A 24,749-nucleotide genomic window follows, 5' to 3' on the forward strand; every position below is an offset into this window, starting at 1 on the left:
AGGCTCTTAATAAGCTTCGTAACTTAGCTTGCCAGGCACTTTTTTGGCAGGATTTCCTACATAAATTCCCCATTCTTCCGTATCCTTGGTAATAGCAGAAGCCATACCTACCAAGGTTCCTTGCGCAATTGTCATGTAATCGCGGATGGTACTATTCACTCCGAAAAATGAATAGGATTCAATAACACAGTGGCCGGACATCACAACGTGGGAAGTAAAAAAGACATGATCTTTGATCTTTCCGTGGTGGCCGATATGATTTCCGCTCCACATCACGACATTATTACCAACTGTTGTGAAGGGCTGGATCGTATTGTCTTCCAGGATGAAACAGTTTTCACCAATTACTTTTCGGTCAAGGATTGTCGCGTAAGAGCTGATATAGGATATAAATTGATAACCTTTAGCCTTGACCTGATTATAAACCGCCTCCCGGTTTCTATTCATATTCCTGCCCGTCATAGGAGCGAAAAACGAATATTCTGAAGGAGGAAAAATAGTTTCAACATCTTCGAATGCTACCAAAGGTAAGCCACGAAATGATTCTTCATTTATGTATTCCCGGTTAACCGAGAAAGCTACTACTTCGTGTTCTGAATCGTTTTCAAGATAGTAATGGGCCAGTTCTGCCGTATCCAAAACTCCAAAAATAATAACCTTTGCCATTCTCTATATAAGTTCGAATTCTTTAAGAAGTTTAGCGATGTTTTCGTCATCGTTAAACATTAGTATGTCAATAATTGATAGCCAAGGTACGAAAGCATTTTTAAATTGAGGATAAGGACTGGCAACACTTTTGATAAAATCCAGTCGGATATGCTCTTTTTCAAATTTATTTTTTTCGTATAATTCTATGCCACCAATCGGATTGATGTAGTGGGATGCCTTTTCCTGCTTGCAAATATCCAAAATCCGGTCCTGCGCTTTTAATTCTGAATTGTTGTAGATCTTCGATGATTTAACAATTTCAGTTTTAATTTTCATGTATGCACATATCTGTTCCAATGCATGCAACGTCAGCTCCGCTATTGTTTCAGACCGGAAATTTACGATTTCTTCGATCAGAAGAAAAACCTTTTGGTAATTAGGTGCTTTCTGGTAGGATTGCTGAATGGTTTTCAGAAACTTCTTCTTCCATGGATCATTGATAGCCAGCTCAACTTCATGGATAAGTTTATTCTGACTCGCATCTTTCAATGGAATCGTAAAAAGATGTGGCTTACCGGAAACGAGGATCTGGTTTCGGTTAATCCAGCCTTTGTTAATAAAATTGACATCGTCATAAATTACAAACTTATCCACAGCATTGATCAGCTGGAAATACCCTATATAAGGGAAAATATAAGGTTGCATAATGGCAATGGTCATAAAATAATTTTTAGTGTGATGAATTTAATTCGTTGATAACCAATGTATACTATTTCAACTTTCTGAGATAATAGTCCTCACCTTTCACAATCAGATGTTTCATGGTCGTATCCGTTCCCAGTCTGAGATCTGTGGGCAAAGCCTTGATTTTAGTTGTGTCATTAATTACGCTTCTGGCATAAAACAAATAATCGGCGTCTTCCGGTATGGGCTGTAATCCTTTTTCAAATGGATTAATTGATATCAGCTTTCTTGTCAGTTTTGCTCCGTATAAGGGATATTCGAAATCATCATTGATGGTAGCCAGTGCAACGGTCGCATCTTGCGGCACGATGGAATCATAAGTTTGATAAGCCTTGGTTACATCCGGCCGCGCAAAAGTCTGGAATGGTATCCGCTCCATCGTTAATGCCGATTCATGCCCGTAAACACCAAATGGGAGGCAACGAATATTCAGGAAAACCGACATTAAAGCCGAAGTACATCCAAGCAAGACGATCATTAACACATAACCTTTCCAGATTTTTCTGCGCGGTTTTATGATCGACAAACGATGATTGGAAAAAAGGAGCAGTAAAAATAACACACCGAACAGACCAGGTTCGATAAAATACCTCCCTTTGAAGGGATCGTAAACGGCCGTGTAAGAAATTGCCATATAATCCAGCACGAAAGCCAAAGCAAGAAACCAGTGGACCCGTGACCAGAACACTCTGAAAAAAACCAGGAATATCAGGGGAAGTATCAGCGCAAAACCAAAAACACCCCAATAAGGATTCGCATTATAAAAATCGAATCTTCTTTGAAAAGTAAAAGGAACAATGGCATAAACCGTTTCTTCGTCCAATCTCAAATTGAGCTTATCTTCTAAAAGAATTATCGGTTTACGGATTTGTGTGTTTAAGTCGTAACCCCACTGTGCATTACGGATCCCGTCCAGATTGAAAAAGTCATAAGCGTATCGGATCACATTGCGGGTTCCCTGCTTGGCCAGATTTGCAGGCGTCCCGAATCTTTCAACGGATTGATGTTTTAAAGCAGTCGGAGGTCCGATCGGATGTCCGAAAACCTGCATGTTTTTTATATAACCAGTCGGGAGGGTATAGATTAAAACAGAAAGGGAAATCGCTGCCGCCAACCGAATGACACGATCAAAAAATACTTTGAAATTTGGGGAAATGAAAACGGAGTAAATCATAATCACAAACACCGAGGGAAGTAAAAAAGCAAAAGTAATTTTATGACCAAAAACAATCCCGAAGACCATCCCTGTCATATACAGATAACGGTTTTCGCGGGTGTTGTAAAAAGTAAAAATGAAATAAAGCAGGCAGCTCAGGTAAGCCGTCAATACGATATCGGTTTCTGTTGTGACGGCCTGCATCAAGAAGTCCAGGAACATTCCGTAGGCCAGCGCACAGAAAAAGCTCGCCGAAAGATTTCTTCCAATACGCTGCGCAATCCCGAAAACCGAGATAAGGGTCATCCAGTAGGAGAGGTGGTGGATGATCTTGAAAGCATTCTCAACTTTCCCTGTAACGAGGTAAGAATAGATCTGAATAGTTGTGACACTTTTTGGATATGTATCCATGTTCCAGTTGGTGCCGCCAAAATGCTCCATTGTTCCTCGCTGAATATAACGGACGGCCCGGTTAAGGTGACCGGTCATACTATCCCATTCATTAGGAACCGTGAAAAGAACGAGTATAAGATTGGTAATTCCAATGATGGCTAATGTGCCGAACATAGCCAGGAAAATAAATTTCAGATAAGGAGATAACTCCCTCATCCATAGTTTAAATGTGCTGATCCTGTTGCGAAGTATTGCACGAACCGAAAATGCCTGCTGCTGAGGGAAAAGTTTTGTCCAAAGTGTAAAATGCAGCGTAATTACTATGAAATTGCCAACGATCCAGGCCGGAGTATTAGCGGTAAGATCCAATGCCGAAAGCACAAACCCTGTCGGGATTATGCTTCCGGTAAAAAGAACAAATGATGTGATGAGCCATTCGGTAAGTGATGGTTGTGTTATTTTTTTTGAGGTGTAACCAACACTATATAAAAACAGAAAAAAGGAAAGTAAATAGAGAATAGCCATGAGACTATGGTGATAAATGACCGTTGATGATTTTACTGATTCGCTCTACGTCCGGAAGAGGCAGGCCAACATAAAGTGGCAAACTTAACACTCTTTCGGACATATCCTCCGAGACCGGACAAGATATGTTTTTAGGCATGAAAGCCAGTGTGTTGAGCGATGGATAAAAATATCTTCGAGGTATTATGTCTTCTGCTGCCAAAGCCTGTTGTACATTTCTCAGTACTTTTTCCGATGGGAAAACAACAGGGTAGTAAGCATAATTATAGTCGATGTCAGAGCTTATTTTTGGTTTTGATAAAATATCCCAGTTTAAGAAACCGTCATACCAGTCAAAAATTTCTTTTCGCGCCGCGATAATATCCGGGACATTAGGCAAATTGCAAAGCCCCATCGCTGCATGAAATTCAGAATTTTTACCGTTAATTCCGGCAAAATAATATTCTTCATCTCCTTTATGGCCAAAGGCACGTAAAAGATGTAATTCCTTATCAAGTTCCGGATGATTGGATATCAGTGCCCCGCCTTCAATTGTATGAAATACTTTTGTTGCGTGGAAGCTGCATGTGCTCAGATCGCCGTAAGAAAACAGAGATTTTCCTTTGTAAGTAACACCAAAGGCATGAGCGCCGTCATAAATTACTTTCAGATTGTGCTTCTTAGCAACTTCTTCTATTTTCTCAACGTCGCATGGATTTCCGTAAACGTGCGTAGCAAGAATCGCGGTTGTTTCAGGTGTGATCGCAGCTTCGATAAGATCTGCATTGATATTAAATGTTTCAGGATCAATGTCCACAAAAACAGGTGTACAATTTTCCCAAAGAATCACATTGGACGTGGCGCAGTAAGAAAATGGAGTGGTAATCACATCACCTTTGATTTCCAGTGCTTTCATAGCGATCTGAAGAACGATGGTTCCGTTACCACAAAAGTACAGATAATCTACGTTGAGATATTCCTTCAATTTGGCTTCCAATTCCTGCACCAATGGACCATTATTGGTCAGGTACCCTCGATCCCAAATCTCACGAACGTATTTGATGTATTGTTCCTGGTCGGGTAAATATGCTTTCGTGACGTTAATCATTCACCAGGTGTTCAGTTTGTCTAATAGAAAAATTAAGCTTTGGGCGAATATAGCCAGGCCACTTTCCATACCAGGTAACGTTTTCACGATAATCCTCGATATCAAAAACAAGAGCCTCTTCCATGTTGTAAACAACCGTACTGGTATCTTTCACAACCATCATGGAAACTACGTAAGATCCATCATTTAGGAAATGCCCTGGAATTTGACAAACTCCGGTAACAAGTCCTTTCCCAAATTGCTGGGATTCTGTTCCTACGTTGAAAATACATTCACCAGTAAAGGTGTAAAGGTGCATACTTAAATTCAGATTAGCACCTTCTTCCATGTTCCAGAATTCAAATTGGAAGTTCATCGGCGTCCGCACGTCAATGTGCATCAGGTTATCCTGATATTCGGCGAGCAATCTGAAACTTTTAATCCGAACCTGATCATTGCCTGGCGCCTGATTGATATCGTCCCAGTGACGCTCCATTCTCTTGTGAGAAACTTTGCTTAAATAGTTGGTAACGATATGCGTAGTTTCGCCCTGGTCAATAAGTTGACCTTTTTCGAAGTAAAATGATTTATTGCAAAGAGCCTGTATGGCTGTCAGGTTATGACTTACAAAAAGAAGCGTTCTTCCACTTTCAGAAACGTCACGCATTTTGCCCAGACATTTCTTTTGAAATTCAGTATCTCCAACCGCCAATACTTCGTCGACGATAAGAATCTCAGGATTTAAATGTGCTGCTATGGCAAACCCGAGACGTACATACATCCCGGAAGAATAGCGCTTAACAGGTGTATCAAGAAATTTTTCAACACCTGCGAAATCGACAATCGCGTCAAACGATTCTTTAATCTCTCTCTTCGCCATTCCAAGAATTGCGCCGTTAAGATAAATATTTTCGCGTCCTGTAAGCTCCGGATGAAAACCTGTACCTACTTCAAGCAAACTCGCAACGCGACCATCTATTTTAATTTGACCGGTACTAGGTTCAGTAATCCGGCTTAAAATTTTCAACAGTGTTGATTTACCAGCACCATTATGGCCTACTATACCGATACGATCGCCCTGGTCGATCGTGAAGTTTACATCTTTCAGTGCCCAGAATTCTTCTTTTTCGGTGTAATCAGTATGTGATGACTTACGTGAAAAAAGATCACTGACAACGTCGCGAAAAGTTGACGGACCACCAGCCTTATGCTTGTGGTCAATAATATATTTCTTGCTGATATTTTCAGCTGTGATTACAGACATGGCCAAAAGTAACAGTTTCTAAATATGATCTACGAAGGTATTTTCCTTTTTACGAAAGTAAATTAAGGATAATATCAGAATAACAACCGAAATTATTGCGGTAGAGTACACGCTGTTCGGATTAAAATATGCTTTATCACCTAGCAAGCACCATTTAAAACCATCGATAATCCCCACCATTGGATTTAAATTATAATATTTTTCGTACCAGGTTCCCTCGGCAAGTCTGCTGCTGTATGCGATAGGACAAATGTAAAAGCCAACCTGAACGATAAACGGAATCAGCTGTCCGATGTCTCTGAAACGAACATTCAAAACTGCAAAGAAAAGGCCGAAACCCATGGAGGTAATGAAGGCTAGTAATAAAAAAGCAGGCAGATAAAGAATATTCCAGCTGAGTGGGTGATGAAAAAATACCGTTAGAATAAGGAAAATTCCCAGTGTAATCAGAAAATCCACAAACCCAACTGCGACTGAACTAAGCGGCATCAACAACCTTGGGAAGTATACCTTCGAAACAAGATTTGAATTGATAAGTATACTGCTGCTAATCTGAGAAAAAGTGTTGGCAAAAAACGTCCAGATGGTAATTCCGCATAAAACCATTAAGGGATAGGGAACACCTTCGTCACCCTTTAATTTTGCTACGTAACTAAAAACAAAGACCATGACGGTCATTGTCATAATCGGGCGTAACACACTCCAGGCGACGCCTAAAAGTGTTTGTTTATAACGAACGGATATATCTCTTTTGGAGAGAATTAATAATAATTGCTTATTTCTCCATAAATCTTTCCAGTAATCTTTTTCTGATCCTCCGGCTTTAATCGTAGTTGTGTGCTGCATTATTTACGCCTTTGCAGGCAGTTGAGTAGTGTCGTCTAAAATAGCTCGGTATATACTTTTAACATATACGTAGATCAGGGCAAGCATTAAGCCAACCAGTGCTCCGATCTTTGCTCTCTTTTTGCTTTCAGATTTAAGATCCAAAGGTACTTTAACATCTTCAATTAAAGTGAAAAGAGGTGCTTCTTTGACAAGTGAAACCCGCATTTTTTCAGCGTTTGCAACCGCTTCGTAGTATAATTGCTGCAGAAAGCTGTTATTCCTTTCCAGTTTATTAACCGAAATTTTGGCTTCCGGAACAATCAGCTGCGTACTGTAATCCATTTCTTTTGCTAAGCGGTGTTCGCTTTTGCCCAGAATGTAAGCAAGTGAATCGGCGCGGCGTTCAAGTAATTTTAACGTCGTTAAAGACTTCCTCGTTTGCTTTTCCGTATAAACCTCCTCGACCGTTTTTAGCAAAGTTTTTGCCCAGAGTGCTGCAAGTGTTTCATTTTGGATTGTAGCAGTAAGGGAAATGAATGAAGACTTGCGTTCCAGGACTCCGATCTCGGTTGTACCCTTCATTTTAAGCACAAGTTCATTTAAAACCATACGCGACTGACCTCTTAAAGAATCAGGATTCTGTTGCGTAAAGTGGAAATTCTGTACATCTGTACGTCCTTCCCATTCCTCTTCCTTAATTCCGCTGGAATCAATCACGAAATTGGCAAGAATGACTTTTTTGCCATGCACATCCACTGTTTTCATCAGTGTTCTTTCAAGAACCGGACGGGATTCAACAAAGTAAAAGAAGTTGTCACCCGTAAATATATTGGCATCTGTTGCGCCACCACCCATACCGAAAAGACCGGCAAGGTTTCCCATATCATTTCCCGTAGTACCGCCACCCATGTTGAAGACAATTGTTGCTTCATATGAGTTGGGTTTAATCAGGTAAAGGTCCATCGCGTATCCGATACCTACCCCAAGTACAATGAAAAGAAGTATGGCTTTCCAGCTTTTTACAATCGCATTTTTAGCCTCAACTACTTTTAAAATTACTTCCCTGGGGGTAATTTGTTCCTCAGCTGCTTGATTAGTCGTATTCGACATTATATTTTATTTTTAATTTAAAGTACGGAAGGCCAGAATAGTAACAATAAGCGTCATTACCGAGCTTAACACGCCAATCGTTGTCTGAATCGCTTGTTGCGGCGTCAGAGAAGGAGCACCTCTAACCGGTACAAAAATCTCTGATCCTGGCTGCACTTTTGGATATACATTGAAGAACATGAACTTTCTCGTACGGTCAACAGATCCATTTGGATATTTGATGTAAGAGCTTTTACGAAGCGATTTGGTTGTAAATCCTCCTGAATGAGAGATATAATCGATGAATGATAATCCCTTACCATATTTAACGGTCGTGGGATAAAGAACTTCACCCGTAACCTGAACCGTTTCAAGTCTTTTAGGAATGCGGATAATATCACCTTCCTGAACAACAAGATCTTCAAAAGAACCAGGGTTCTTCATGATGCTGCTCAATTTGATACCAATAGATTCTTCCCTTACGTTTGGCTGATCACCCGTGATTTTGCCTTCTTTAATACTTTCCTGAGTTGCTTCTTCCTCAATGAAGTCGGTTGGTGCCGTGATATTCTTTACAAAAGTACGTCTCAGCAACGTAGCTCCTTCAGGATAAGCAAGCTCGGTCAGGCCACCTGATCTTTTGATGATATCACTGATCTTGTCGCTCTTGTTTATGATTGTGTAAGAACCGGGAACCAAAATTTCACCTTCAAGAAAAACAGACTGCTGTTCGACATAGTTTGGTGATTTTCTAACGATCACCTGATCAAACGGAAGAAGAACAAAGTTGCTCTCCTTGTTTCCGATCGAAAGATCTCGGTTTACATTGAATTTGAACGTTTCCGCGATTTGCGCGTTTGCAGCACCCGGGATACTATTTCTTTTTCTTCTGATTACTTCTACTTCGGTCGTAAAAGCAGATTCTTTAAAACCACCTGCTTTTACCAAAACATCTTCCAGGGTCATGTTGGCAACATAAGGATATTTGCCATCATTTTCTCCAAATTTTGGATTATTAACTTCTCCTTCAACAGTTACAATCGCAGATTGCGCCATATCGAATTTAGAAGGAATAACAACCTGATCCAGACGAGTCAGCACAAGGTCAGGAACATTATTGTTCAAAACATCAGCTAGGTTCAGCTGGATACTTTCAATCGTTAAATCGGTTCTTGTTCTCAAAACTGAAATTCTTCCGGTAAAGGCATCTTCACGAAGCCCCTGTGCATTTTCAATCAGTTTCTTCAATGTTCCGCTATTGTCAAGAGAATAACTTCCCTGACGCATTACAGCACCTTCAATTGTTACAATATTTTCAATACGGTCAAGAATCGTCTCAACGTTGATCAAGTCACCTGTAACCACATCCGCCGTTGCGTAGTCTTGCTCAGGCACATCTACGATTTTTCTTTCTCTTGCGGTAAATCTCTCAATTTTAACCCTTGCTTTATATGCATTGTCATTAAATCCACCGGCATATTTTAATACATCAGCAAGTTTTTCCTCTTCCTTCAATTCGTAAATACCTTGTCTTTTTACCATACCGGTAATTTCCACACGCTTCTTGTAGTAACCTACAACAATATTGTCATTGTCCTGAACGCGAATATCACCGTCAATTTTACCATTAACAAGGTAATCGTAAATATCCATATGCGATACCACTTTTCCAGCACGCACTACGCGCACATCACGGAAAGAACCGATTTCATTGGGTCCGCCCGCCTGATAGAGCGCGTTAAATGCAGAGGCAAGTGAAGTAATTTCGTAAGTACCTGGATTGATAACTTCCCCTGTTACAAAAACTTTTACATTTCTGATCTCTCCCAGCGTCACCATTAACTTGGTCCTTGCCGTTTCTCCATTCGTTCCGATAAGTCCCGGAGTGAATTTCGAGAATTTGTCGATTAATATTTTTCTTACTTCTTCAATTGTTCTTCCGCTGACGTATATATTTCCAAGACGTTCGATGGTTATGAAACCATCACGGCTAACTTTTGTTTTATAAGTAGCTTCGGCGTAGTTATATAGGTAGATGTTCAGTTCGTCACCGGGACCTACTACATAATTGGTTGGTGTAGCAATCTGTAAATCAGGAATTGGGTTGAACTGCTTGTCTGCGAAGATTGAATATCCGTAGATTTTCTGGCGCAAAGCAAGTTTTTCCTGCTCTTCTGCACTAAGCGTTCCGGTTGTCGACGTATTTATTTTAGTCTGATCAGCGCCTTCTTTGGGTGCGTTAGGATCGTTGTTTGCTGCGGCTTTTGCTTTTTCGGCTGCCTGAGCGTCACTGGCCTTTTGTTGATTGGACTGCTGATTTGAATTTGCAGGCTGGTTTCCCTGTTGTGTCCCTTGCTGAGCTCCCTGATTTCCCTGGCTTCCCTGAGCGCCTGATTGAGAACGGGGAGTACCTGACTGAGAGCCGCTTTGATTTGTTCCGGTTGATGTAGGTGCGCTAGTAGGTGCAGATTGTGGAGCTACAACCTGTGAAAGGCCTGGTAAAGAAATAATCAAACTTAGTAAATAAGGTAAGATAAATTTGCAATTTTTAGCCAACTTGAATGTGTTCATATGAAGTTTATTGTACTATGAAATGCGACCGGTTCATTAAAAAAATATAAATGAGCTCTTATTTTTGCACTAAAATCAAGCCCAAATTGAATTTTAGTTTTCCTAGTTTAAGGCAAAGTAAATTAGATTTTTCCTATTTTTAAAGAATTTCTATTATTCGGCGCCAAAGTTATACAGGAGCAAAGGTACAATAGGGTAACGATATATGACCCAAAATATTAAAATAGAACATTAAAATCATAATTATCCAAACTAGAGTATTCATAGATTATGGAAAATAGTGCCAGCATACAATACGACGAGGATAGCATAAAGTCACTGGATTGGAAAGAACACATCCGTTTAAGACCTGGGATGTACATTGGGAAGTTGGGTGACGGGTCCTCAATTGATGATGGTATATATGTGCTTGTAAAAGAAATTGTCGATAATTCTATTGACGAGCACATGATGGGAAACGGGAAAAATATCGAAATTAAAATTTCAGAGCATCGGGTTGAAGTGCGTGATTACGGGCGTGGAATTCCATTAGGAAAAGTGGTAGACTGTGTGTCAAAAATAAATACAGGTGGGAAATATGACTCCGGAGCATTTCAGAAATCAGTTGGTTTGAACGGGGTAGGTACGAAGGCTGTAAATGCACTTTCCAATTATTTTAGGGTACAGTCTTTCCGCGAAGGAAAGTCCAAAAATGCTGAATTTCAACAAGGCAATCTTGTTAATGAGTCTGGTGAAATTGCGACATCACAGCGAAACGGAACCCACATTGCGTTTGAGCCAGACGGGTTGATCTTCAAAAATTTCAGATATATCCCCCAATATCTGGATAATATGATCTGGAATTATTGCTATCTGAATGCCGGTCTGACGATTAATTTTAATGGGCAAAAATACATTTCTCAAAACGGTCTGATGGATTTGCTGGTAAGCAAATCCGACGCAGAATCAATTCGGTATCCGATTATTCACCTGAAAGGTGAAGATATCGAATTCGCTATGACGCATGGTAACCAATACGGGGAAGAATATTATTCATTTGTCAACGGTCAGTATACTACGCAGGGCGGAACACATTTGGCCGCCTTCCGTGAAGCGGTTGTAAAGGCTGTGCGTGAACACTTTGGAAAAGATTATGCACCGGAAGATATTCGTTCTTCGATTATTGCAGCGGTAGCAATCCGGGTGCAAGAGCCCGTTTTTGAGTCTCAGACAAAAACAAAGCTGGGTTCAAATACCATTACGCCGGATCCCAACAGCACCACAATCCGTACTTTCGTAAATGATTTTGTTAAGGAAAGGCTTGATAATTATCTGCACATGAATCCGGAGGCACGCGACGCCATGAAAAAGCGTATCGAGCAATCGGAACGGGAACGTAAAGAACTGGCAGGTATCAAAAAATTGGCAAATGACCGTGCCAAGAAAGCGAATCTCCACAATAAGAAACTTCGCGACTGCAGATTACATTTTACCGATCTTAAAAATGAATTGCGTCACGAGAGCACATTATTTATTACGGAAGGAGATTCAGCAAGTGGTTCGATTACAAAATCAAGGAATATTCAGACACAGGCTGTATTTAGTTTGCGTGGTAAACCGCTGAATTGCTTCGGTTTAAATAAGAAAATAGTTTATGAAAATGAAGAGTTTAACCTTCTTCAGCATGCGCTGGATATCGAAAACGGTGTAGAAAATCTGCGTTTCAACCGGATTGTAATTGCGACAGATGCAGACGTGGATGGTATGCATATCCGTTTGCTCCTTATGACTTTTTTCCTGCAATTCTTTCCTGATCTGGTTCGAAATGGACACCTTTACGTTCTGGAAACTCCGTTGTTCCGGGTGCGTAACAAAAAGGAAACTTTTTATTGCTATAACGATGAAGAAAAACAGGCGGCTATTGCAAAACTTGGAAGCAAACCTGAGATTACCCGCTTTAAAGGATTAGGTGAAATATCACCGGAAGAATTCGGCAAATTTATAGGAGAAGATATGCATCTCGAACCGATTATTCTTCAAAAAGAAACCTCGATCCAGAAATTGCTGACTTATTATATGGGTAAGAATACACCGGAGCGCCAGCGATTTATTATTGATAATTTGAAAATTGAAACCAATATTGAAGAGCTTGCGATTGCCATTTAATTGTTGGTAGAGACCTAAAAAAGATAACAAGACCGATTTAAAAATTAGATTATTTGTGGATTTACAACAATTAAGAGAACGTATCGATGCGCTTGATGACCAGTTGCTGACTATTCTGAATGAAAGGATGGAACTTGTTAAAAGTGTTGGTGATCTGAAACGTTCTTCAAATTCGATTATTTATCGTCCGGAACGTGAGAAGCAGATTCTGGATCGTTTGGAGAAAAGGAATACCGGGCTGCTGACGCGTCCAGCGATTGATGCTATCTTTTTTGAAATTTTTGCCGTTTCCCGTAATCTGGAATTGCCGGAAAGAATTTCTTACCTGGGGCCAGAAGGAAGTTTTACGCACCAGGCAGCGGAAAGCCGGTTTGGGGGAATGAGTGAATATCTCGTTTTGCCAACCATTCATTCCGTTTTTGAAAGTGTTGAAACAGGCCGTGCCAGGTTTGGCGTTGTCCCTATTGAAAATAATCAGGAAGGAATTGTTGTGGAAACCGCGGATTTCCTGCGTGAAAAAGAATTGACGATCGTTGCGGAAGTATTGCTTCCAATTCATTTTACATTCGCGTCTCAGTCGGACTCGTTAAAAGATATCAAAAGGATTTATTCGAAAGATATTGCTTTCAGGCAATGTGGAAAGTTTATCGGTGAATATCTTGAAGGTTTAGGAATCGAACTTATTTCTGTGGATTCAACCTCAAAAGCGGCGAAGATGGCAGCTGAGGAAGCTGACGCAGCAGCGATTTGTTCATCGATTTCTGCACGACTTTTCGGTGTCCCGATTTTGTTTGATAATATTGAAGACAATGATCAGAACCGTACTCGTTTCCTGATTCTTTCAAAAGATGTTGTGAACCAGAAAAGTGATGATGATAAAACAACCTTAATCGTAAATCTTCCTAATACGAACCGCCCGGGAGTTTTGTATGAGTTTTTGAAAGAATTTAACGACAGAGGCATTAACCTGACCAAAATAGAAAGCCGTCCGCTTCGCGGCGAATCAGCCTTCCGTTTCTGGTTTCTGGTCGAATTTATTGGCCATATCAACGATGTTCCGGTTCAGGAAATTATGCAGAAATATGGAAGCAGCCATATCAAATGGCTCGGAAGTTATGTTCGGGTATCCTGAGTTTAGTTTTTTATAAAATACAAAACTCAAACGGTCACTTGCTATGCGGGTGGCCGTTTGAATTTTATTCTAAAATTTAACGATTTTCCTGGTTGTAATATCACCATTTGCTTTTCTGAATCTCAGAAAATATAAGCCTGCGGGCTTGGCTGTTAAATCTATTCTGACATTTGATGTTGCCTTTAACTGCTCCGAGGTAATATTCTGACCGCTTGCCGAGGCAACTTCTAAAATTCCCGAACTGCTATTTTTAAACGCTATTTCCACAAAATCCTGTGTTGGATTAGGATATACTTTCCATTCCAAATCAGAAGCTGGTTCAGCTGCCAGTACGCTCATCGTTTTTATAATTGTTTCTGAAAAAGATGATTCGGAAAACAAACCGATACTTTTTATCCGATACACATAAGTTGTGCTCAACGCGACGTCCGGATCCTCGAATGTATCGATTGTTTTTTCAAAAGTTTTAAGAGGAGTAAAGGCTTGTTCGCCCGCTGCCCTTTTTTCAAGAACGTAGAAAATGGCTTCATCTGATTTTTGCCAGGTAAGTTGAATTACATTCGTTTCAGAAACTTTCGCGGTTAAAGTATTATCGTTAAGCGCGGGATAAATCGTGACTTCATGGAAAGAAAAAGCGCCGACGCCAGCCATGTTTTGTAGAAAAGGCCCCTGGTAGTATCCATATTTAAAAGCGGGTAGATAATTTAATTTCGTAGCAGTTGCGGGTTGCTGTAAGAAAATCGTGACGCGGTTATTACTGACTTCCCACTTCGACACCGGAGCAGGCTTTGATTCGTCTCCGTCAAAGAAAAACTGATTTTTCAGTTCAATTTTTGTTCCGTTGGAAATGGTGTCAACTTGCCATCTCATGGTCTGGTTTTCATCGAAAATCATAGTCACCGCATCTTTATTTTTTGAGTAAAAAACTTTTTGAACATCAGGAGCGTCTACATTTTTTGTCTTGTCAGACTTATAAACTTTTGGTCCTAGATAATCTCGGAGTTGCCTTGCAAATTTTCCATAACCCTCTTCGGTATAATGCACATTATCTTGCAGTGGCCCCAGCCCGATCACAGTGAAATGGTCTGTTTTAGGATAATTATATTTGGCCATACGTTGCAGATCTCTCAGAGCTCCTGCGGCGTAATGCGGGCGATCCATAATATTAATCTGGATGATGACGAATTTATCAACCATTGGATAGTCTGTTTGCCAGAATTTCATAAGCTGGTCAAACCGGCCTGGATAATTACCCGGATCCAGCCAGGCGTCTTCTTCACCCTGGTACCAGAAAAACGCACGGATTCGTGTAGCCTGTGATTTATTTACACGATAGAGTAAATGCCCGTAAATGGATCCCGGATATGCAGGGTTAGCCGCAACACGATCAAGATGCTGGGAGATTTTTGTACCTGGCACAGCTCCGTTAATAATACAAACAGGAATTTTATAAGTTTCTATGATTTGTCGTTGCAAATCCCGGCCCCAATATCCTTCAACAGGCGTTACCCAATCGGGCGTCTTCCAAAGGGTATCTGCTGTGGTAAATCCCGGATTTTCATCGGGGACGCGACCGAGTGTCCGGGAAAATTTATTGACATAATCAGGAGCTTCAACCCGGTAAGAAGTAATGGCCGCCGCATTGGATTGTCCATTGATTACATAGAAATCACCTGCAATAATTTTATCCCTTTTCACCATCATAATCGAATCGCTGGTTTTACTGGCGTAAACCTCAATCGAATATTCGGACAATTCTGCCTTTATTTTTGGTGATAGTGAGAAAGCGGCTTTGTCGGAAGCATCATATTGTAAAACACTTTTCGTGTAACCTACACGTTTTCCATCTTTATAAACTGCGGCCGACATATGCGTGAAGCCACCTACTTCAATAAATCCGGAGATCGGAATAGCGGCCTCATTGTTATCATCTCTCGCAAAAAGCTGATTATCTTTTGGAAGTTTATCAAAAACGACAGAAAAAAAACGTTGCGCATTGGCATCCGGCAGGAAGATTAAAAGAAACATTACAAGCGTGCCCGTTGAATAAAGTGTTTTCATCGTATATCATGTTAGCGATTTCGAGTCAATTTGATTTCTTTACCAATTGGCGCCAGGTATAAAAAATAGAAAGATTTGGGATTGCCGACATACTGGTCTGCGCCGCTCTGGCCATAATGCTTCAACAATGCCTGATAGGAATTTGGAAAAGTTTTGTAGGGAATGGATTTATAAGTATCCGCTACTAAATTTTTTCTCAATGACTGACTTAACTGAAATACGGATGCAAGCAATGCAGTAGCAAGCCAAATCAGTACGACAGCATATTTTCTTAACGGGTGTAAGGAGATTTTTATTGGTGAAGTTGGTAGCGGAAGGCTTTTATCATTTTGAAATTTAATGAACAGTTTTTGCAGGATGTTGACCATCAGGATCAGATATAACGGAATGCTTCCACGGAAATATAAGTCGTTGTAGATTCCAATTTTGTAGGTAAGCAAGATGCAAAGGAGCACAAGTGCTGTGAACACAAGAATAGGTGTGAATAGAAACTGGCCCGGACGAGCATTCTGAACGGGCATTAGCCAGATGGTAACAAAGGCCAGGACAAGCATGTCAAGAAATGGAATCATCTTGGAAAATGAATCGAAGTCATAAAATTCGTTTACCGGCATTGCATTAGAAGAAGTTAAGAACAAAAATGTGGGCAGAAATAGAATTGAGGGCAAGACATAATTTATCAGGAAAGATTTGAGTGAAATTTTATTTCTTCCACGCAGGTAATCAATGACCAGGACTATTCCGAATAAAAGTATTAGTAAGAAAGCAGTAAAGACGCCCCAGAAAAAAGACAATGTGATCGCGTAAAACGAGATACTATAATCTTTAATGTAATATAGAAAAAGTCCTGTAGTGATCAGTGCCGCGACAACCTGGTTAGGGACATAGAGAGACTGGATGAATAATGATAATAAAGGATTATAAGAAATGGATGCATGGAGTAGTGCGAGAGATGCCAGTTCAAATGAAAAAATGATACCGCCGCTCATAATCAAAAGAACGACCAGCCATAATTTTCTAAATAACAGCAGATATATCCAGATTAACCCTAACCATATTCCTAGCCATGTGTAAATGATTATCGTGACGACGGATAAGTCGCCAAAGATTTTTGACAACAGAGCCGGCACGAGATAATAACCATAATAATAACACGAGAAAGACTGCCGTTCTTTGATCAGTATCGGCCATTTGTGAAGAAATAGCTCATAAAATTTAGTGTTATGAGCGATGAAATCGGTCGTCTGTAAAAAAACACCTCCAACACCCATTAGCAGCGTCCATACCAATGCGAGTACTGCAAGCGAAACCAGCGACTTTTTGGAAATGACCGTTTCTAAGCGTTCAGCATTTCGTGTGGAGTAAAGGGCGAAATACAAAATGTGCCCGATAATGAAAACCAGCGCATATTTTAAGTAAAACCAATTACCGAGAAAGAGCAAAGTGGCCAGCAAAAGATAACCTACACATAAGATTCGTACATAAAATGTATTCATAGCTCAGACGTATAGTGGAAGTAATTTTAGCCTAAGTTATTCATCCATAAGCGTTTTGGTTTATTAATTTATTTAACGGTACTAAAATCTTTCGCTACATATTATTCAAAGTACTTCTATTTTGAGAGTAGAAGTCAGGAATTGAGTTAACGGTAAAGAAAAATCTTTGGATGTATCTAAATTTAGCATCTGGTTGATATACTGATTGTTAAGATTATGTAACTGGACTTTCAAATTTTTCGTTGAAGAAATCAGCATCCTTAAAGTATGATAGCACTTTCCAATGATGGTAGAATATCAACGAGCTGGATCGTTGCAGGATGTATCGTATCATTTGCAATCTTGTTTCCAATAAATCTTAACAAAGATTTTCTTGTAGTTTTTGATCGAAATTTCTTTGTTAACGGTGTTTTGGAATATAATTGCTGGCCCGACCAACTAACAAAGGCGCGTGATCTTTTTCATAACATTCCTTGTCCGGCCGAACAGTTGGGTTGCCATAAAGGAAATATGGCATTTCGATTTACGATTCCTGTCTTACTTAATATTTTCGGATTTAACGGACAGGCGGTTTACGTTTTTCAGCTCGTTCTTGGAATAGCGTTTCTGTTCGGAGTGTATCAATTAGCATTTTCCGTTTCTCATATCCGTTTTTTGGCTGCGGGATTTCTTTTGTGCTTTATTTCAACAAATGCAGGGCAAGCCATAGTCTATGATTTCAGAGCGTGGGGCGATGCTTTCAGTTTTATGTTTTTAATTTTTGCCGCGTTAAGCAAAAAAGATTGGATTCGCTTCTTCTTTTTGCAGGCGGCTTTCTGGACCGATGAAAGAACGCTGATAGCGGCGATAGGGATTGCCTTATTCTGGCTTTGTCAAAAAGATGCAGCCTCGCTGAAAAACTTTTCAAACCGTAAAATTGTCATCGATTTTCTTTTCAGAAAGAATCAAATGATCACGTTGTGGATCAGCTACGCGGTTTATTTTTTTATCAGATTATACCTGACAAAAGTTGTCGGGCTGGCAACACCGAAGGAAGATGCCAACTTTTCCATTCTTTCCTACTACGCTACCTTTCGAACACTCATCCCGATTATCCTGACACACAAATTTTTCCTCATCTATATTATTTTAGGAGCAGTTTATCTTGTCCGGATCAGGGCTTGGCTGGTTTTATCAGGGTATATCGGTTTTATAGTGTTATATCATTTGGTAGCACACATGGTCTATGATACATCAAGGAGCATGGGGTATGGTTACTTTATTTATTTTGTTGCTTTTGGCTTATGCAGCCAATTTCTCAGCATTGCTGATTCTAAAAAGCTGATGTATGCAAATCTTATCATTACCCTTGTGATCTTTCCCCTAAGACATATTCTGTTCAGTTAGATTTTCTACTATTAATCAGTCGCGACTATGAAAAATGTGGTTTATTTACCGGTTCGGATTCTGACGGTGTTTATCGTGTTCTACCTGCTATTACCAAATCTTTTATTTCAAACTTTCTGGTTTCGTATGGAGCTGGCCGTTCCGATGGTAACCGGCCTTGTCGTTTCTTTTTACTTTTATTTAAACAATGAAATTTCAGGGGAAACGAGAATTGTGTATTTTTCATATATCCAGATTTTCTTTCTGATCATTTTCGCATTTTTCCTGACTGTCATCAGTGGGGTGGGAGGTTTTAGTTACCAGACTAACGATTTCGTGGGGCACAATTCTAAATTTTTCGACCTTTCAAACAATCCCTGGCCTATCTATTTCGACGGTGCGGACACGTTTGGATGTTATTACTGGGGATACTACCTTGTTCCATCGGTGATTGGAAAATTGACAGGCGGCGTCTCTGAAACGGCTATATTTTTATGGACATACACTGGTGTTCTCGCCGGAATAACCATGGCGTTTATAGTTCTGAAAAATAACATGGGCCGCCTGGTTTTACTCTTCGCTATCGGTGGAATTGGTCATACGATAAAAGTGATTTTTGGAATTGTTGCCGGCGTCGGTTTCACACATCCCATTGTTTTCATTGAGGTATGGAACTTGCTAAATCAGTTAATGTGGGCTCCCAATCAGCTAATTCCTATCCTGATGATTGCCTCGCTGGTTTATTACAAGGGTGTCGTCAACAGGGATATCACTACGTGCCTTTTCCCCTTGACCTTAATCCTGATCTGGTCTGTTTTTCCAACCATAACGCTATCATTAACATCATTGCTGATTTTTATATTTTTTGGATTTTTTAAGAATTTGAAGAAAATAAACCTTACCATTTTTATTACGTCGGTCGCTGTTCCGGTCTTTTGTTCATTACCAGTCCTGAATTATTTTTTGGCCTCGGCCGGTATTCCAATCCGTGGTTTTATCTGGACGTTCCAGCCGTTAAGCCCGATTTTGATGGATTACTCAATCTGTGTTTTCCTGGATATACTTGCTTTGTGGTTCGTTTGGAAACATTTGATCGTTAACCGCTGCGAAGTACCTGATCTTTATTTTTATGGCTTACTGGGTATCATCCTCATCTTTGCCTTATACCGGTTCGGATTTGCAAATGACTGGCTGGTGCGTGGGACTATGCCAGTATTTATGATTTTGTTTTTCGCAATTTTGAGAGGGAATTTATCCTTTTCAGAACAGGGGAGATCTGCCGCGAACCGAGGATTGAAGTTTGCTTTTACGGGTTTAATGCTGCTTTGCCTGGCAGGGCCATTTTCTTATTTATACAGAGCTTCTCAAAACAATGTTATCAGAAATGCAATTGCCGGGCAGCAACTTTTTCACGCTTATCCCTACAACAAGTACAAAAATATTTTTGAAGCGATAAAGGAACATCACGGAGATCCCGAAGCCGCACAATATTTGGGAAATAAGCAATCCAATTACTGGATAAGTCTGAGCAACCGTAGAAAGGACGTAGGCGAGATTATCGCAGGTATGCGGATTGAAGCTTTTAAAAATCAACAGACCCAAAAATACCTCTACAGGTATCTCTAGGTCTGCTAATTTGTTTCGTTATTCTATTTTAAATTTCCCCGGTACAAAGAAGGCCAGTTGCCGTAAAGTGATATCGTTGTTTTTGTTCCGTCAGGAAGGCGAATGTTTAGTTTTCGCGTTGCAACCGGAGATTGGAAAGAATCCACGCCGATTACCACAATCTTATTTCCTTTCACGATAGCAGAAACAAATGGCTCTTTTCGATCGGCAACGAGGGCAGCCTGACCAGTTTGAGGTTCTTTCCAGCTCCCATTTAGTTCATAAGCCAGATCCAGATTTTTACCGCCAACAAGAACATCTTCTACCTGCTTTGCCATCCAGTTGCCCAGTGCATAAAACTCAGTCGGGAAATCCCAGTATCGTGGAGAATCTCCATTTGGCTGTTCTTTGTAAAAAGCAGAAATATCGGTTTTCCCGTCGGCAGGGTACCATTCTTTTCCCCAGCCATTATCATTAGGATCGAAGCGATGCGCATTGGCGCCGCGCCCCGACGGCTGGCTGTCGTGCCATAGATAATAACCATCAAATAATACAAGCGAAAACAACGACAAGCTTAGCGCCTGGCTCGCCGGCATCATTTCCAGCTGATTCATGATCAAATCACCTTCCGGACTGGTTGTATGAAAAAACCATGGTACAATCGGGTCGCTGGATGTAGGCATGTGCCTGTTCCACGCGTAAAATATAGATTTATTATTCTTTTGGAACGGGATCAGTTTGTTAATCCGCAAGGCGTGGATACCTGAAAGCAAAGTGAAATTATTCTGCGTATTACCTTGCTCGTCAGCCACAGAAGTGGGTCGCGGATAAACATCAGTTGGCGTTATGTTATAAACTTTCTGAAAACTGTCGCCGTTTTTTAAAGGCTCAAAATTTGAATGGCTTGGATGAGGATCCGTATAATCTTTTAAAAATTCTGCCGGCTTTTTGTTATCCATCCGATTAAAATGCTGATTCGTATAAGCACTTCCTCCCCAGTAATCGAACAAATTCATATCCGGATGATTTTTCTTGATTCGCTCAGCAAACCAGATCAGACGTTGTTTTACTTCGGGCGTATAATGTTGGTTCCAAAACTCGAAATCAAACGCATATACCCCATATCCGGGAACGGTGTTGGCAGAATTTTCAACTTCTTCACGTGATAATTTTCCAAACCACTCCTGGTCTTTATCCTGAAAAAAACTTGGCGGCACGGTCCAGTGAAGCTTGTTATAAGGAATATTTTTTTCAAAAGCAGATAAGTGCGTGACGCCTCGATTGAAATAATTCTGAGGAGAAACCCAATTATTTAACCGGTAATGCATAACCAGTTTTCCTGGGATTGGCTGAAATTCCGGAAACTGCGTATCAAAATGCACGTTGACTTCCCGGGAAGGAGAAAACCATGCCGGCATATCAATCTTAGTAAGCGCGGAATTTTCTTTTTTCAGACCTTGCGGAGAAATCCAGATATTCTGCTGGCGCAATGCTCTGTTTTTAAGTGAATTCCACCAATCGTTATATGGAGCATCAATCCATTTGGCAGTTACCGTGTAAAGATAACCAGGCTGCACTTCAACCCCGTTTTCAAGGCCTGCCACGACAATATTATCAATCATGATAACCCGCGTCCGGCCGTCCTGATAATTGGCAAAATCTTTAAGATATATCTTGTTGTTTTTTACAACAGGCCGAATGTCAAGCCAGTTGTCTTTACTGCCCTGCCTGATCCACTTTTCAGCTGCCAGAATTTCGCTTTCCTGGGTTTTGTTATATTCAAATTCAGCTGTCGTTTCACAGCCAGGTTGCCCCAGACTAATCACTTTAATTGTTGTCTTGCCTGCATTCAGGTTTAAATTTTCCAGGGTAAGCCACATGGAAACTCTGTGAGGTACGCGTTCAAATCTTTGGATTTTTCCGTTTTGTGAAATTTCAACACGGTATGGAGCCAGTCCGCCGGCATTTGCTGCAAGCTCAAATTGCATTTCTCTGCCGATTTGTTTGTAACGGCGGACGGTCAGATCGCAGGCATTTGAAGCTGAGTCAATAGTGACCGCAACTGGTAAGGTTGAAATCTCCTGGTAGGTTGTTCCCTGTGATGGGCCAAACCGTTTCCATGCCCAGATTCCTGTTCCTGCAAAAACGGCAAGAACTGTGCTTATCCAAATAATTGTTGTTTTCGACAAAATATTTTTTTTACTCAAAACAGAAAATTAAACAAAAGTGTGTAACTGCTGAACTTGTTTACCACCAGCGGTAAAACAGACCTACCGAGCCATTTATTGCAGAAACTCCCTTATCTACATACTCATAATCGAAGGAAGTTCCCTGGTATTTTACCCGGATATCTGCACCGAAGTTACCATCTTTTTTGAATAGAAATTTAGAGCCGAGACCAATACCATAGGTCGGACGAATTTTTTGCTGCTGATCAGCTAGAATTCCGTAGTATAATGTGTAGTCCAGAATACTGGCACCGGCGCTCAGCTGAACATAGGGTTGCACCGCCGCATTCTTTGGCGCAAAATTGTAATTCACAAAGGCCTGAATCGGATATTGTGTGAGCGTTCTGGTCTGAATGGCAGAAATTTCACTTCCATCACTTTGTTGATACGTGGCGCGGGGAAGTCTCTTTTTGAAGAAAGAGTATCCAAGTTCACCACCAACGGAGAATGAATTTTGAAAAACCCATTCCAAAGCAATTGAATAGTTTTCAAAAGACGTTTTATCAATATAATTGCTCGAAAATGATCCGACCGGAATCGCAGCCGTATAGCGCGCAGTTACCTGATAATGCGTGTAACGATCATATGGAGAGGGTAACGTATATAATTTTGGCGCTTGTTCCTGAGCATACACAGGAATCATTCCAGCAAAAAGGAACGCCGCGATGAGTAATTTTTTCATTTTAATTTCAATTGGAACCACTAAATTTTGCGGTCGTTTGTACAGAGTAAATTACCGGGTTATTTCAGACTTAAATAAGTAGACTGCCCGAAAGCAGAATCGACCATCTGATCAATATAGTCAGGATTTGCAAGGCCGCCGCCGCGGATTTGGGCGTCCCAGATGACATTTAACCGCTGGGCTGTACTATCAGCATTTTTCAAATCCAGCATAGAAATTGCCCAATAGCTTTCACTGGTTTCGTAGGTATAATAACCTGGATATCCATAAAATCCACCATAGTATCCTCCCCAGTAGGATGAATATGGATTTGAGGCAACATTCAAATATGTATTCGTGATTCTCGCTGCAGTCAGGCCAACATCGGGATTTTTGTTTACAGCAACATAAGTATACCCCAGATTTTGCATATTTGTAATGATCCGGGACAATAGATCTTTATCCAGACTTGTAAGGGCGGTCCCCGATCTGCTATCCTGAACGACCGTTACCGAATCGGACACGCTGAATGTTTTGAAAGATTTGAAATTTGCGCTTTTATCTCGGTTGGTAATAAATACTTGGGAGTCAAGGTCAGATAAATCATTTACCGGATCGTTGCTGCAGGAGGTCAGCCATATAGTGGCAGAAATAATTAAAAATGATGCTTTTCTTAACATAGCGTTACTTTGCGTTTAGTTATTTGATAAACGAATTTTAAATTTGAATCATTTTATTTTTCTCATTTTAGCGCGGTTATTTTTTATATTTCCATGCCTTCTTCTTTATAAGTGACTATCTGAAAAGTCATTTGGTTGTAAAACCGGAAAAGATTTAGAAAGTATTTACCTTCTGAACGACGTTGAATAAATCTTTCGGGAATAGAATTTGCAGACTCCGAACTTTATTTGACATTGTCCTGTTCGTTGCTTTATTTTAGTAATATTAAAAAGTCTTAAATACCCCGATTAATCGAGCTTAGAACACAAAATATATGGAAGCAAAAGAAGAAATTTTAAGGATCATAGATGTACTCAACGATACTTATGAGAGCGAAGAAGCCTGGTATGGCCCGTCTGTTGTAGAAGCTTTACGTGATGTGACGCCGAAAATGGCTGAATTACGTTTAAGCACAAATACGCACTCGATCGCTGAAATCGTATACCATATGACAACATGGAGGATTTTTGCAGTACGGAAAATCCAGGGCGACGAAGAATTTGATATTAAAACCCAGGATAAGGACTGGAAGAAATTTCCGATCGTGGACGAATTTGAGTGGGAAGCCATTCAGATGGAATTAAGCTTATCACAGGAAGAACTTATTTCAGAGCTGGAAAAAATTGAGGATGATAGTTTTCTTGAAGAATTTGTACCGGGAAGAGACTACTCTTACTATACGATGATTCACGGAGTTATCCAGCATGACGTTTATCATGCCGGTCAGATCGGTCTGATCAAGAAGGCGTTGAAGGGAATGCAGCTGGAAGAAGAGGATGATTTCGGTGCTTTTGATGACCGTTCAAACTTTGGTAACGATAATGATTATTATTGATCAGAGTTGTAGAAAATTTTGTATTTCTTATAAATAAAGTATTTAAAACTAAGAAAAAGTTATATTTTGCATAATAATTAAAGGTAGTATTCGCTTGGATACAATTTCTTTAATGGTGTGGATATATGTCAAAAGGCCACTCGGTTTATCGAGTGGCTTTTTTTATGAAAAGTCTAAAATCTATGCCACATTTGGTGAAATATTCAGAATAACGTTG

At 40.3% G+C, this 24,749-nt stretch carries 18 protein-coding genes; 5 read left to right on the top strand and 13 right to left on the bottom strand.

Annotated features, from left to right (window positions below):
* Positions 1–6 precede the first annotated feature (6 nt).
* Genes BMY70_RS06325 through BMY70_RS06360 form a run of 8 tightly spaced genes read right to left on the bottom strand, consistent with a single transcriptional unit; the run spans position 7 to position 10,284 of the window.
* The gene (locus BMY70_RS06325; protein WP_090333499.1) at positions 7–666 is read right to left on the bottom strand and encodes an acetyltransferase; all 660 of its coding nucleotides are present in this window, start codon (positions 664–666) and stop codon (positions 7–9) included.
* 3 nt (positions 667–669) lie between these two features.
* Complete coding sequence (locus BMY70_RS06330; RefSeq protein WP_090333502.1) at positions 670–1,368, bottom strand: WbqC family protein; 699 nt, start codon at positions 1,366–1,368, stop codon at positions 670–672.
* A gap of 49 nt (positions 1,369–1,417) precedes the next feature.
* The gene (locus BMY70_RS06335) at positions 1,418–3,466 is read right to left on the bottom strand and encodes an ArnT family glycosyltransferase (RefSeq protein ID WP_090333504.1); all 2,049 of its coding nucleotides are present in this window, start codon (positions 3,464–3,466) and stop codon (positions 1,418–1,420) included.
* Between the two features lie 4 nt (positions 3,467–3,470).
* Entirely contained in the window at positions 3,471–4,553 is a 1,083-nt protein-coding gene (locus BMY70_RS06340; protein WP_090333507.1) for a DegT/DnrJ/EryC1/StrS family aminotransferase, read from the bottom strand.
* Positions 4,546–5,796: an ABC transporter ATP-binding protein gene (locus BMY70_RS06345; RefSeq protein ID WP_090333508.1), complete on the bottom strand. Its 1,251-nt coding sequence runs from the start codon at positions 5,794–5,796 to the stop codon at positions 4,546–4,548. Before BMY70_RS06345 ends, BMY70_RS06340 begins: the two co-directional genes overlap by 8 nt.
* A gap of 18 nt (positions 5,797–5,814) precedes the next feature.
* Positions 5,815–6,642: an ABC transporter permease gene (locus BMY70_RS06350; RefSeq protein ID WP_090333510.1), complete on the bottom strand. Its 828-nt coding sequence runs from the start codon at positions 6,640–6,642 to the stop codon at positions 5,815–5,817.
* A gap of 3 nt (positions 6,643–6,645) precedes the next feature.
* On the bottom strand, positions 6,646–7,734 hold the full coding sequence (locus tag BMY70_RS06355; RefSeq protein WP_090333513.1) for a hypothetical protein: 1,089 nt from the start codon (positions 7,732–7,734) through the stop codon (positions 6,646–6,648).
* A gap of 12 nt (positions 7,735–7,746) precedes the next feature.
* Positions 7,747–10,284, bottom strand: coding sequence for an SLBB domain-containing protein (locus BMY70_RS06360; RefSeq protein ID WP_090333516.1), 2,538 nt, complete (start codon positions 10,282–10,284; stop codon positions 7,747–7,749).
* 270 nt (positions 10,285–10,554) lie between these two features.
* On the opposite strand from BMY70_RS06360, the gene BMY70_RS06365 reads away from it, so the two are divergent.
* On the top strand, positions 10,555–12,429 hold the full coding sequence (locus BMY70_RS06365; RefSeq protein ID WP_090333518.1) for a DNA topoisomerase IV subunit B: 1,875 nt from the start codon (positions 10,555–10,557) through the stop codon (positions 12,427–12,429).
* A gap of 55 nt (positions 12,430–12,484) precedes the next feature.
* Entirely contained in the window at positions 12,485–13,561 is a 1,077-nt protein-coding gene (gene pheA, locus BMY70_RS06370; RefSeq protein ID WP_090333521.1) for a prephenate dehydratase, read from the top strand.
* Between the two features lie 69 nt (positions 13,562–13,630).
* Here pheA and BMY70_RS06375 read toward each other — a convergent pair whose 3' ends face one another.
* Both BMY70_RS06375 and BMY70_RS06380 read right to left on the bottom strand, forming a co-directional pair.
* Entirely contained in the window at positions 13,631–15,622 is a 1,992-nt protein-coding gene (locus BMY70_RS06375; protein ID WP_090333524.1) for a T9SS type A sorting domain-containing protein, read from the bottom strand.
* Positions 15,623–15,633: 11 nt separating this feature from the next.
* Complete coding sequence (locus BMY70_RS06380) at positions 15,634–17,118, bottom strand: hypothetical protein (RefSeq protein ID WP_090333527.1); 1,485 nt, start codon at positions 17,116–17,118, stop codon at positions 15,634–15,636.
* A 267-nt stretch (positions 17,119–17,385) separates the two neighbouring features.
* On the opposite strand from BMY70_RS06380, the gene BMY70_RS06385 reads away from it, so the two are divergent.
* Together BMY70_RS06385 and BMY70_RS06390 are read left to right on the top strand one after the other, a co-directional pair.
* Entirely contained in the window at positions 17,386–18,504 is a 1,119-nt protein-coding gene (locus tag BMY70_RS06385; RefSeq protein ID WP_090333530.1) for a hypothetical protein, read from the top strand.
* A 27-nt stretch (positions 18,505–18,531) separates the two neighbouring features.
* A complete protein-coding gene (locus BMY70_RS06390; RefSeq protein WP_090333533.1) occupies positions 18,532–20,109 on the top strand; it encodes a hypothetical protein in 1,578 nt (525 codons plus the stop codon).
* A 23-nt stretch (positions 20,110–20,132) separates the two neighbouring features.
* On the opposite strand, the gene BMY70_RS06395 is transcribed toward BMY70_RS06390, so the two are convergent.
* The 3 genes from BMY70_RS06395 to BMY70_RS06405 are packed head-to-tail and all read right to left on the bottom strand — an operon-like array spanning position 20,133 to position 23,657.
* Entirely contained in the window at positions 20,133–22,277 is a 2,145-nt protein-coding gene (locus BMY70_RS06395) for a hypothetical protein (RefSeq protein WP_090334760.1), read from the bottom strand.
* Positions 22,278–22,335: 58 nt separating this feature from the next.
* Complete coding sequence (locus BMY70_RS06400) at positions 22,336–22,998, bottom strand: hypothetical protein (RefSeq protein ID WP_090333535.1); 663 nt, start codon at positions 22,996–22,998, stop codon at positions 22,336–22,338.
* A gap of 59 nt (positions 22,999–23,057) precedes the next feature.
* On the bottom strand, positions 23,058–23,657 hold the full coding sequence (locus BMY70_RS06405; RefSeq protein ID WP_090333538.1) for a DUF4136 domain-containing protein: 600 nt from the start codon (positions 23,655–23,657) through the stop codon (positions 23,058–23,060).
* Positions 23,658–23,971: 314 nt separating this feature from the next.
* On the opposite strand from BMY70_RS06405, the gene BMY70_RS06410 reads away from it, so the two are divergent.
* On the top strand, positions 23,972–24,532 hold the full coding sequence (locus BMY70_RS06410) for a DinB family protein (protein WP_090333541.1): 561 nt from the start codon (positions 23,972–23,974) through the stop codon (positions 24,530–24,532).
* Positions 24,533–24,749: the final 217 nt, after the last annotated feature.

This window comes from Dyadobacter koreensis, from assembly GCF_900108855.1.
Lineage (GTDB): Bacteria > Bacteroidota > Bacteroidia > Cytophagales > Spirosomataceae > Dyadobacter > Dyadobacter koreensis.